The organism is Streptomyces sp. NPDC004031, assembly GCF_053604375.1.
The window spans coordinates 94022-105228 of the sequence record NZ_JBSGHL010000013.1 but is presented as its reverse complement, the minus strand read 5'-3'; the positions used below and the strand labels follow the sequence as shown (position 1 = coordinate 105228).

Here is an 11207-nt window from a genome sequence, read left to right as displayed (position 1 = left end):
GGGAACAGCCCCGCAGGCGCGGGGACCAGGGCCGCGGCGCTGCTGGCGGGCGCCGCGGCGGGGGAACAGCCCCGCAGGCGCGGGGACCAGAGTGCGCGACCAGCACGGTTACCTCTGGGCGCAGCCGGTTTTACTTACCTTTCGAGAATCGGATATACGAGGCAATGCGCGCGTCTTGTGACAGCTCGTAGCCATCCAGTTGTGCGGCAGCCCCATGAACGCTCACGACCTCTCGGACGTGCGCGATGGCGGCAACAGCAGATCGCGGTCCGGGTGAGTCTCGCCCGTCACCGAGCCGGAGACACCGAGATCCACACGGGCCGACTCGTGGAAGGCGTTGATCGCCGCGAAGGCCTCGCGGTTGCGGTCGCGCCAGTCGGTGAGGGTGCCGGGCTGCTTGCCGGTGGCCTGCCAGTCGACCGCGCGGGAGGCCGCGTTGAGGTCGTGGGCGGCCTCGATGACCTCGTCGCCGGCCAGGAGCATGATGCGTTCGAAGGCGCGGCCTTGTAAGCGGATGGCGTCGGCGAGTTGGGCGCGGAGCTGGGGCTCTGGGTCGTCGCTGGCGCGGATGCCCTCGCGGTGCTCATACAGCTCGACCGCGAGGAAGACGGCGGCGCGGACGCGGTCGACGTAGTTCTCGTAGGCGTCGAGCTTGCGGTCGTCCCAGCGGGTCAGCAGCTCGCGGCGGATCTTCTGGCGCTCGGACCAGTAGTTGGTGACGTACGTGGTCATGGCGCCGAGGAGGACGGCGGCGATCGTTAAGAGCTGTTCGGACGTGCCCATGGCGTTCCCCCGCCCCCGAGTCATCAAGACGTCTTGAGGATTTTAGGGGGCCCGGCGGGGCACGGTGTTACGGTGCGGCGAAGACGGCGTTGGAGAGGCGAGCGGATGAGCAACCCCACATCAGAGGCCCTGGTCACGCTCGGGCGGTGGTACGTCCGCAGCGCGCCGGGCACGGTCGGGAAGGGACTGCTCGCCGGGCGCTACCTCAATCCGCGGCTGAAGGACGAGCCGCGAAGGCGCGTCACCGCGACGGCAGTTGGCGCGAGCTTCGCCGTGGACACCCAGGACCTCATCCAGCGCTACCTCTACCTCTTCGGGGTGTGGGAGCCGCGCATGACGCAGTGGCTGCGCAACCGCCTCCAGCCCGGGGACACCTTCGTCGATGTCGGCGCGAACATCGGGTACTTCAGCGTGCTGGCCTCCCAACTCGTCGGCCCGCAAGGGCGAGTGGTCGCGATAGAGGCCTCACGCGACTTCACGGAGCAGCTTGAGCTGAACGCCCGGCTCAACGGCTGCGCCAACATTCGCGTCGCCCAGACCGCCGTCTCCGACAAGCGGCAGACGCTGACCTTCATCCTCGCCAGCTCCGCCAACATGGGCGCCAACAGCATCGTGCCGTGGGACGGGCCGGTGGAGTCGCAGTTCGACATCGAGGCCTTCCCGCTGCCCGACGTCCTCGACGCCGACGAGATCGCGAAAGCCCGCGTCATCAAGGTGGACGTCGAGGGCGCCGAGGGCAGCGTCGTACGCGGCATGGCCCCGCTGCTGGAACGCCTGCGGCCCGACGCCGAGGTCACCGTGGAGGTCACGCCGGACCGTATGGCCCAGCTCGGCGACTCCGTCGAGGAGTTGCTCGCCACCATGCGCGAACACGGCTTCCACGTCTACCGGCTCGCCAACGAGTACGCCGCCGCCACGTACCCGACCGCGCTCCACGGGCCGGCCGCCGTACCTGTCCGCTGGCGCCGCCCGGTCACCGACGAGAGCGACCTGATCTTCTCGCGGGTCGACGCCGAGACGCTGCCGTAGGGCCCAGGCGGGAGCTGAACGCACTGCACCCTCCGTCGCCGCGACGAGCCCGCGGCGGACGGAGGGAGCGGTACGTTCAGACGTGCTGGCGGGTGCGTGGCCTGGGGCGTATGCCCAGGTCGGCGCTGGAGCCGAAGGCCGAGTTCCCCGCGGACGTACGGAGACCCCGGTGAGGACCGAGTACCTGCTCGTCCGGCTCGCCCTGGGGCGTCATGCGGTCGCCTGCCACGCCGGATCGTCCAGCGTCACGACGGCCCACACCCTCTTGCCCACGCCTTCACGCGGCCCAACACCCCACTCCCCGTCGGTCAGCGCGTGGACGAGGGCGAGCCCGCGGCCCGACTCGGCCTCCGCCGAGAGAGGTTGCACGGAGGGCTTCGCGTCGTCCGCGTCGTGGACCTCGATACGGACGCCCTTCGGCAGCCGCTCGTACCGCGTCTCGACCTCACCCTCCGGCGGAGTATCTGCGTGCTGGAAGGCGTTGGACAGCAGCTCGGATAGGACGAGTTCGGCACGGTCGGCGAGGTCGTTCAACTCCCAGGCCGCCAGAACCCGTCGGAGGTCGTGCCGCGCCGTGCCGACGCACCGCAGGTCGTACAGCCACCGCTTGACGTATGGGGACGTCGCCGAGCCGGACGCGGTGTACAGGCCGCGATTGAGGGCCAGTTGGAGGACGCCACCGAGCGATTCGCGGAGCCTTACGGCGGCGAAGCGGATGGCGTCACGGTCCGCGCGCGGGTCGTCGAGGACGGACGCGGCGACGTCCCAGACGGAGCGGGCCGAGTCGAACTGCTGGCGCTCGACGTCGTCGGCCAGACGGGAGAGTGGCTTTGTCCACGAGTACGGACAGCGAATGTTCACCACTTCGGGAGGCACCTGCTTTCAGCCCTGTTCGATGTTCATGGCCTGAGCAGCAGAGCAAGTGGAGCAGTCGCGATGGGCTGTCAGCCCCTTCTGCCAGCATGCTGCCGTGACAGACACACGTGATCAGCTTCCCGCCGAAGCCACCCTCGACTTCCTGCGCTCCGCGTTTCCGCCTGAGTGGCGAGAACCGGCGCTCGGACATGAAGCCGTCGCGGCCTGGGAGCAGGAGAACCGGGTGATCCTCCCGGAGCCGTACAGAACGTTCATCGCGGAGGTCGCCAACGGGTCCAGCCTCGGCCCCGCCGGCGACGGCGGTCTCCAGCCGCTCGGCTGGCTGCCGGACACGTGGCCCGATCTCGGCCCGCGACAGCCGGGAGAACCGTTCCCTCTGGAAGCGGCCTGGCCCTGGGAGGACGAGGAGGGTGTCGACCCCGAGGACCCGCTGATCAACGCCGCATTCAACAAGGGGTCCATCGTTCTCGGAGCCGAGGACGGACCGTCCTTCTGGCTCCTGCTGACCACAGGCCCCCACCGCGGCGAGGTGTGGATGATCGCCGACGTCGGCGCCAGCCCGGCGCCCAGCGAACCAGCATGGGGCTTCAAGGAGTGGGTGCAACGCTGGCACACCAGCGACGACTGGTGGGACTGAACGCTTCGTATTGGCCGGTAGCAGGTCACAGGCTGTTCGAATCCGGGTGCCTCCCGAAGTGGTGAACATTCGCTGTCCGTACTCGTGGACAAAGCCAGGAGAGGTAGCCGTCGGCGGCGACGAGGTGGGCGGGGCGCCCCTCGGGACCTTGCCACCGCAGGCGGCGGAGGACGCGGTCCGGCGAGGGCTCGGGCGGCTCGAAGACGGTGGTCTGGGGATCTCGGTCATGGGTGTGCCTTCTGGTGAGGCCTGATGGGGGTGGTGAGGGCGACCGCCGCGTGGTCGCCGGGAAGTACGAGGAGCGCGCCGCCCAGGACGTGGCCTTCGGCGTCGGTGAAGGTGCGCTCGATCGCGAGCACGGGCGTACGGGCGCCGATCCGCAGCGACTGCGCTTCCGCCGAGGTGGGGAACCTGGCGGTGGCCTGGTCGGTGCTGGTCGCGGCGGGTACGCCGGCGGCGGTGAGGAGGTCGCCGCCCCAGGGGGTGTCGGCCGTGGGCCCGCGGTTCGGGCGTGCGGGGGACGTAGACGTGCGCGAGGACGTACGGGGTCTCGTCACGGTTGGTGAGGCAGACGTACTCGGTGAGCGGGGTGCCGGGGTGTCGCGCCAAGTCGGTCAGCGAGATGATCCGTTGCCAGCGTCTCGGAGGAACTCAGCTTCGTGTTCACGTCCTTGAAGACCGCCGGATATGTGATCCGCTCGGGCGGCGCGCTGGCGAAGTTGCCGCGGCCCTGGAACTTGGCCACCAGGCCTTCCGCGCGCGGGACTTCGGGCGCGTCGCGCAGCGTCGGCGTACTGACCTTGTACTCGGCGGAGAGTCTGGTCTCGGGCGGGAGGTGGGCGCTGCTCTGGAAGGTGCCGTTGGCGATGAGGCGGTGCAGGTCGGCGGCAACCTGCTCGAAGCGCGCGGTCATGAGGCCGCGTCTACCGCGCCGGGCAAGGCCTCGCTGCGGCGGCGGGCCTACTCCTCGTCGCTCAGGGCGTACGGGCGGAGGAGCGGGCCGTCGTCGTTCCAGACGTACGGGTACGGGCGGCGGGCGCGTAAGGGGCGTGCGGTGGTGGACGGGGCCACGGCGATCCGGTGGACGTCCCGCGCGGGGAAGAGTTGCCGGGCGAGCCAGACGGTAGCTCTGCGGATGAGGTGGAACAACGGTTGTCTCCTACGGCAGTTGCGTGCGCACGGCGTACGAATTCCTGGCGGACGGCAAGCCGGTCCAGCTCTCGACGAGCTGGGAGCCGTACGCCCTCACGGCGGGCACCCTCGTCGTCCTCCCCGAGGCCGGCCCGCACGCGGGCGTCGGTGTTGTCCGCCGGATGGCGGAGATCGGCGTCACGGTGATCCGGGCGGTGGAGCGGCCGGAGCCGCGGGCGGTGAGACCAGAGGAGGCCACGCTCCTGGGCGTCCAACGTGGCACGCTGGCGACGCACATCCAGCGGACGTACTACGCCGAGGACGGGCGGGCGGTGGAGACGGCGGACGTGGTGGTGCCGTCGTCAATGTGCGAGATCGTTTACGAGGTCCCTGTCACCTGTTAGCACCGGTACATCGCGGTAGAAGTGACGAGGTAGACGATGGGCGCGGGGTGACTGCAGCTTGTTGGCGCCGTCGCTGGTACGGGTGACACAGCGGCGTTGCCCCTCGAAGGGACGCCGAGGATCCGTACCGTCGTTTGGGAATCTGCTCCCCGGTTTCCCGGGGGTGTTCCCTGGATGTGAAGCGGGCTGTTTGCTCGCGATACGTGCTCCCTGTGTCTACGGGGCTTCACCCAGATACTCGTGACGCCTTCGGCTTCCACAGTGCTGCGCTGCCGCGAGGAACTGTATTTGTAGCGGGAACTGGATTTATAGCGGGCTACCGGCGGCCGTGCCGAACGCAAGGATTGATTCTTCCGAGTGAAGCCCGCTGCTGAGCCGCACCTCTACCCTGGCCAGCGCGTTCTCAGGAAGCGCCGTGCCGAGGATGTCACTGCGCACACAAAGAGGGGCCGACCCCCGGCAGCTTCTCCAGGCGTGGGGAAGCTTCGGTGCCGGGGTCGGCCCCAGTCCTGCCGCGTTCATTCATAGACAGGAGTAAGTGGATGGTATCGCGATCGAATCTGCGTGGGCAGATTGGTGCGCTCTCTTTGTGGCCGTGGGTCATTCTGGGGACCGTGGTGCGGTCGGGAGGCGAGTCGCACTCGTCCCTTCTGTACGGCGGAGTCGCCTTGGTCCTCAGCGCATCGGCCATCTGCGTCGAACTGCGGTTGATCTGTGAGAAGCGGCGGGCGTTGGCGTCCGTCGGCACCCTTACCTGACGGCGCGAGTGGGTGCGTCTGCTGGGACATCGGGCGCACCCATTCGACGTACTGCCCGAACCGGATTCTTGTCCTCGCAGCCGACATAGTGCCCCAGGCGATCGGAAGTTAGATCCACGTGCTCGAAAATGAGCGACTGCAATCAGTTCCGGTCATGTTCGGCATCCCGCCCTCGCCCCGTGATCGAGTGCTCCCGTGAGCAGCACGTCACCCGCGGAGCACACCGCGTTCGGAGCCCTTTCGAAGGCTGCCCGCAGTGCGTGGGGGAAGCACGACCGGGCCACGGACGAGTGGCTGCCGTTGTGGCAGCACATGGCTGACAGCGGGGCGGTTGCCGGGCGGCTGTGGGATGCGTGGTTGCCCGGGAACGTGAAGGCGCTGGTGGGGGACGCGCTGCCCGGCGGAGTGGGGGCGGGGCGGCGGCTCGTGGTGTGGCTGGCCGGGGTGCATGACGCGGGGAAGGCCACCCCGGCGTTCGCCTGCCAGGTCGATGGGCTCGCCGAGCGCATGCGCAAGCAGGGACTGGACATGCCCACCTTCCAGGAGTTGCGGGAGGACCGGAAGATCGGGCCGCACGGGCTGGCCGGACAACTGCTGCTCGGGGAGTGGCTCGGGGAACGGCATGGGTGGTCCGGGCGGGTCAGCGGGCAGTTCGGGGTGGTGGTCGGGGGGCACCACGGGGTGCCGCCGGGGCATCAGCGGGTCCATGACCTTGCCCTGCGGCCGCACCTGCTCCGGACTCGGGGGGCGAGCGAAGGGCGCTGGAAGGGCGTTCAGTACGAGCTGATGGACGCCTGTGCCGAGGCGGCCGGGATCACCGAAGACCTCGCCGGGTGGAAGGACGTCAAGCTGCCGCAGCCCGTCCAGGTCACCCTCACCGCGATCGTGATCCTGTCGGACTGGATCGCCAGCTCCGCCGAGCTGTTCCCGTACGCGACGTCGGACGGCCCGCTGCGGTCGCAACAGGAGCGGCTTGAGGCGGCCTGGCGCGGGCTCGACCTGCCCGCCCCCTGGGCCCCTGACGTGCCTGAACAAGAAGCCGCGGACCTGTTCGCGGCGCGCTTCGACCTTCCCCGTGGCGCGGTCGTCCGGCCGGTCCAGGAGAGTGCGGTCGAGGTCGCCCGCGAGATGGACCCGCACGGGCTGCTGGTCATCGAGGCCCCCATGGGCGAGGGCAAGACGGAGGCGGCGCTGGCGGCCGCCGAGATCCTGGCCGCTCGCACCGGGGCCGGCGGCTGCCTCGTCGCGCTGCCGACCCGCGCCACCAGCGATGCCATGTTCAGACGACTCCTCGCCTGGCTCGACCGGCTGCCCAGCGACGGCCACGGCCCGCGCTCGGTCTTCCTCGCCCACGCCAAGGCGGCACTCAACGACGCCTGGGCGGGCCTGGCGAGCGCCGGCAGCCGCACGATCGCGGCTGTCGACCTCGACGGCGACGACGGGATCGAGAGCGCCGGTGCCCGCACGACCCGGCGGCGGCCCTCCGGCCTCCAGGCGCACCAGTGGATGCGGGGCCGCAAGAAGGGGCTGCTCGCGTCGTTCACGGTGGGGACGATCGACCAGGTGCTGTTCGGGTCGCTCAAGAGCCGGCATCTGGCCCTGCGCCATCTCGCGCTGGCCGGGAAGGTCGTCGTGATCGACGAAGTCCACGCCTACGACGCGTACATGAACATGTACCTGGAGCGCGTCCTGGAGTGGCTGGCGGCCTACCGCGTGCCTGTCGTCCTGCTCTCGGCCACGCTGCCCGCGGCCCGGCGGCGCGCGCTCGCCGAGGCGTATGCGGGCCACGACGTGCCGGAGGCCGACGCGCCGGCGGATGCGTACCCGCTGATCAGCGCTGTGTCACCGAACGGCCCCACCGTCCTTGTACAGCCTCCGGCCGCAGCGGCCCGCGGCACCGACGTACGTGTGCAGCACCTCGACGACGACCTCGGAGTGCTCTGCGACCGGCTCGCGGAGGAACTGGGCGAAGGCGGCTGCGCGCTGGTGGTGCGCAACACCGTCGACCGGGTGCAGGAAGCGGCCGAGCGGTTGCGCGAACGCTTCGGCGACTCACGCGTGACCGTCGCCCACTCCCGCTTCGTCGCCGCCGACCGGGCGCGCAAGGACGCGGAGCTGCTGGCTCGCTTCGGGCCCAAAGGCGATCGGCCGGAGGGCGGGCACGTCGTCGTGGCCAGCCAGGTCGTCGAGCAGTCCCTCGACCTTGATTTCGACGTGCTCGTCACCGACCTTGCCCCGGTCGACCTGATCCTGCAACGTACGGGCCGCCTGCACCGTCACGACCGCCCCCGCCCGCCACGGCTGCGCCAGGCCCGCTGCTACGTCACCGGATTCACCGGAAGGGGGACGGATCCACCCACCCTCGCCCCGGGCTCGCTCAAGGTCTACGAAGGCGAGCACCTGCTCCTGCGCTCGCTCGCCGTCCTCCAGCCGCACCTGGAGGGCGCTCCGCTGCGGCTGCCCGCCGACATCAGCCCGCTCGTCCAGGCCGCGTACGGGGACGAGCCGGTCGGTCCACCCTCATGGGCGGACCGCATGGCGGAGGCCCGTCAGAGCTACCGCGCCCTGCTCGCCGACAAACGCGAGCGTGCGGAGGTCTTCCGGCTGGGCCCGGTACGCCGCGCCGGTCGGCCGATCATCGGCTGGGTCGAGGCAGGCGTGGGCGACGCCGACGACACGACGGCCGGACGTGCACAGGTGCGGGACGCCGAGGACAGCCTCGAAGTCCTGGTGGTCCAGCGGCGGGCCGACGGATCGCTGACCACGCTCCCCTGGCTGGACAGAGGACGGGGCGGTCTCGATCTGCCCGAGCACGCCGTACCTCCGGGCCGTGCGGCCCGTGCCGTCGCCGCGAGTGCGCTCAATCTCCCGTGGCACTTCTGCAAGCCATGGTCGATCGACCGGACGATCCGGGAGCTGGAGGCCTTCTGCGTCGAGGCCTGGCAGACGAAGGAATGCCCCTGGCTGGCGGGGGAGTTGGTGCTCGTTCTGGACGAGGAAGGCCGAGCTTCGCTGGCCGGGTTCGAGATCCGCTACAGCCCCTCCGACGGCCTGCTCGTCGCGCCGGAAGGTGCGCGCAACTCAAGGACGGTGGACGGAGTGCCCTCCTTCGACCTGGTCTCCCAGCCCTGGATCCCGGTCCAGCGGACGGACGGCACGACCGCCGAGCTGTCGCTGCGCGACGTCTTCGCCGAGGCCGGATCGCTGCGGCGGCTGGTGGGCGATGTGCCCACGCAGGAGTTCGCCCTGTTGCGGCTGCTGCTCGCGATCCTCCACGACGCGGTCGACGGCCCGCAGGAGCTCGACGACTGGGGTCGGCTGTGGGAGTCCGGCGAACCCTTCGCCGCTGTTCCCGACTACCTCGAAAGGCACCGGGGCCGGTTCGACCTGCTGCACCCCGAGCAGCCGTTCTTCCAGGTTGCCGGGCTGCGTACGGAGAAGGACGACATCGGCCCGCTCAACAGGATCGTCGCCGACGTCCCCAACGGAGATCCGTTCTTCAGCATGCGCCGGCCCGGCCCCGATCGCCTCGGGTTCGCCGAGGCGGCCCGCTGGCTCGTCCACGCCCACGCCTTCGACGTGTCGGGCATCAAGTCCGGTGCGGTGGGCGACCCGCGCGTCAAGGGCGGCAAAGGCTACCCGCAGGGGACCGGCTGGGCGGGCAACCTCGGCGGGATCTTCGCCGAGGGGGACACCCTCAGGGACACCCTGCTGCTCAACCTGGTCTCCGCGGACAACGACTTCCTGCACATCGAGGAGGACGACAGGCCGGTGTGGCGCCGACCGCCGCTCGGCCCGGAGGCCGTCGAGCGGGACACGGACGTCCTCCGTCCGTCCGGCCCGCGCGACCTCTACACGTGGCAGAGCCGCCGCATCCGGCTGCACCACAGCGCCGGCGAGGTGACCGGCGTCGTCCTCTGCTACGGCGATCCGCTCACCGTTCACAACCGTCACCAGCGCGAGCCGATGACCGGCTGGCGGGACAGCCCGGTACAGGCCAAGAAGCTCGGTGTGAGCCAGGTCTACATGCCGCGCCAGCACGACCCGAACCGTGCCGCCTGGCGCGGTATGGCCACCCTTCTGGTCAACCGGGGCCAGGCGCTCGACACCCCGGAGCAGCGGCAGGAAGCGGAGCGGTACCGGCCGTCCGGGATCGTCCAGTGGCTGACCGTGCTCGCGTCCGAGGACTACCTCCCGCAACTGAGCCTGCTGCGGACGCGCATGGTCGGAGCGACGTACGGCACCCAGCAGTCGGTCATCGACGAGATCACCGAGGACGAGATTCTGATGCCGGTCCTCGTCCTGCATGAGGAGCGGCCCGACTACGGCACGGCCGCGGTGGATGCCGTGAGCGACGCGTACGAGGCCGTCCTCGCGCTCGGGCACCTTGCGGGCAATCTCGCGCGCGCCGCCGGTTCGGATCCGGCTCCGGCCGCCGCGAGCGCCCGTGACCTGGGGTACGCCGATCTCGACGACCGCTACCGGCAGTGGCTCCGGGCACTACGCGACACGTCCGACCCCGCGGCTCACCGTGCGCTGTGGCAGGCGACCGTCGACCGATCGGTACGGACCCTCGGGCGTCGACTGCTCGCCGCTGCCGGTCCTGCGACGGCCGAGGGACGCATCGTGGAGACGCCCGACGGCAAGGGCAAGCAGTGGCTCAACGACGCGCAGGCCGAGTTGTGGTTCCTGGCCCGGCTGAGAAGGGTCCTCCCGCTGGCCCGGCCGCGGTCGGCCGATGCCGTGCCGACTCCCACCGGCACGCAGGGGAACCCGGAATCCCCGGCCACTTCCGTACTCGCAGCGATGGAGCCGACGCCATGACCACCACCGTCCCCCGCCCCGCCGGGCCTCGCGGCTACGGCCTGGTCGGGGCCGCGGCCGACCGCCGCATCCGGCCGCTGCAGCGCGGCTACCGGAACGACGCCCCCTCGTCCGTCTCCGCCGTCGCCCGGCTGCGGCGTGGCGCGGGCCATCCGGCCCACCACGTACAGGACTTGTGGGGCGCGGTGGGGACCGCGGAGCTGGAGCATGTGCTGGCAGCCGCTGAGCCCGCCGAGCGGCAGGGGCTGCACGCGGACCGCGCCGACGAGGCGCTCCACCTGGCGATCACGCTCTGGGCCCTGCACCAGCAGTCCCACCGCGACACGGACACGCACGTCGTCGGCTACGGACTCGGCCGCTCCGTGCGGTTGCTGATGGCCCCGGGTGCGGGCCGCCCGCAGGGAGATGCAGCCGTCACCGACGCACCCCAAGAGGGCGCGGTCGGGGAGCAGCTGATCGACGAGGGCCTGCGCCGTCGCTTCGTCCGCGTCGGGACCGCCACCACGCTCGACGTCCTGTCGCAGCGGCTTCGCGAGATCGTCCTGCTGCTCCGCAAGGACACCGTTCCGCTCGACTACGCCCTGCTGGCCGACCAGCTCTATTGGTGGCAGTTCCCCGGCGTGCAGGCGGACGTCCGCCGTACGTGGGGTCGCGACTTCCACACAGCCGGAACCCGGGCCCGTAGCACCCCCCGGGTCTGACTCGCCGCGCTCATCCCCCGCCAACCGTCCCCGCCGCCTTCTCATCCCGACAGGAACGACGACC

9 protein-coding genes, 1 pseudogene and 1 CRISPR repeat array (1 of these 11 cut by a window edge) are annotated in these 11207 nt (G+C 70.6%); of the genes and pseudogenes, 5 read left to right on the top strand and 5 right to left on the bottom strand.

Annotated elements, in window-relative coordinates:
- Positions 1 to 90: a CRISPR direct-repeat array (repeat unit 29 nt; unit sequence GGGAACAGCCCCGCAGGCGCGGGGACCAG); it reaches 1097 nt to the left of the window's first position.
- Positions 91 to 222: 132 nt separating this feature from the next.
- Complete coding sequence (locus tag ACWERV_RS11130) at positions 223 to 783, bottom strand: hypothetical protein (protein WP_452931454.1); 561 nt, start codon at positions 781 to 783, stop codon at positions 223 to 225.
- Positions 784 to 888: 105 nt separating this feature from the next.
- Here ACWERV_RS11130 and ACWERV_RS11125 point away from each other — a divergent pair, with 105 nt between their 5' ends.
- Positions 889 to 1812: an FkbM family methyltransferase gene (locus tag ACWERV_RS11125; protein ID WP_452931451.1), complete on the top strand. Its 924-nt coding sequence runs from the start codon at positions 889 to 891 to the stop codon at positions 1810 to 1812.
- A gap of 210 nt (positions 1813 to 2022) precedes the next feature.
- On the opposite strand, the gene ACWERV_RS11120 is transcribed toward ACWERV_RS11125, so the two are convergent.
- On the bottom strand, positions 2023 to 2676 hold the full coding sequence (locus tag ACWERV_RS11120; RefSeq protein WP_452931448.1) for an ATP-binding protein: 654 nt from the start codon (positions 2674 to 2676) through the stop codon (positions 2023 to 2025).
- A gap of 106 nt (positions 2677 to 2782) precedes the next feature.
- On the opposite strand from ACWERV_RS11120, the gene ACWERV_RS11115 reads away from it, so the two are divergent.
- Positions 2783 to 3325 carry an SMI1/KNR4 family protein gene (locus ACWERV_RS11115; protein ID WP_452931445.1) on the top strand — a complete coding sequence of 181 codons (543 nt, stop codon included), beginning with the start codon at positions 2783 to 2785 and terminating at the stop codon, positions 3323 to 3325.
- 224 nt (positions 3326 to 3549) lie between these two features.
- Here the strand turns inward: ACWERV_RS11115 and ACWERV_RS11110 are convergent, their stop codons facing one another.
- The 3 genes from ACWERV_RS11110 to ACWERV_RS11100 are packed head-to-tail and all read right to left on the bottom strand — an operon-like array spanning position 3550 to position 4474.
- Entirely contained in the window at positions 3550 to 3882 is a 333-nt protein-coding gene (locus tag ACWERV_RS11110) for a UTRA domain-containing protein (RefSeq protein ID WP_452931443.1), read from the bottom strand.
- Complete coding sequence (locus ACWERV_RS11105; RefSeq protein WP_452931440.1) at positions 3879 to 4238, bottom strand: GntR family transcriptional regulator; 360 nt, start codon at positions 4236 to 4238, stop codon at positions 3879 to 3881. The genes ACWERV_RS11110 and ACWERV_RS11105 overlap by 4 nt, the downstream gene beginning before the upstream one ends.
- A gap of 47 nt (positions 4239 to 4285) precedes the next feature.
- Positions 4286 to 4474 carry a hypothetical protein gene (locus ACWERV_RS11100; RefSeq protein WP_452931437.1) on the bottom strand — a complete coding sequence of 63 codons (189 nt, stop codon included), beginning with the start codon at positions 4472 to 4474 and terminating at the stop codon, positions 4286 to 4288.
- Between the two features lie 20 nt (positions 4475 to 4494).
- On the opposite strand from ACWERV_RS11100, the pseudogene ACWERV_RS11095 reads away from it, so the two are divergent.
- From ACWERV_RS11095 to casB, 3 genes and pseudogenes are all read left to right on the top strand, one after another.
- Positions 4495 to 4860: pseudogene (locus tag ACWERV_RS11095) on the top strand (UTRA domain-containing protein); the annotation flags it as partial.
- 953 nt (positions 4861 to 5813) lie between these two features.
- The gene (gene casA, locus ACWERV_RS11090; protein WP_452931434.1) at positions 5814 to 10442 is read left to right on the top strand and encodes a type I-E CRISPR-associated protein Cse1/CasA; all 4629 of its coding nucleotides are present in this window, start codon (positions 5814 to 5816) and stop codon (positions 10440 to 10442) included.
- Positions 10439 to 11143 carry a type I-E CRISPR-associated protein Cse2/CasB gene (casB, locus tag ACWERV_RS11085; protein ID WP_452931431.1) on the top strand — a complete coding sequence of 235 codons (705 nt, stop codon included), beginning with the start codon at positions 10439 to 10441 and terminating at the stop codon, positions 11141 to 11143. Before casA ends, casB begins: the two co-directional genes overlap by 4 nt.
- Positions 11144 to 11207 lie beyond the last annotated feature (64 nt).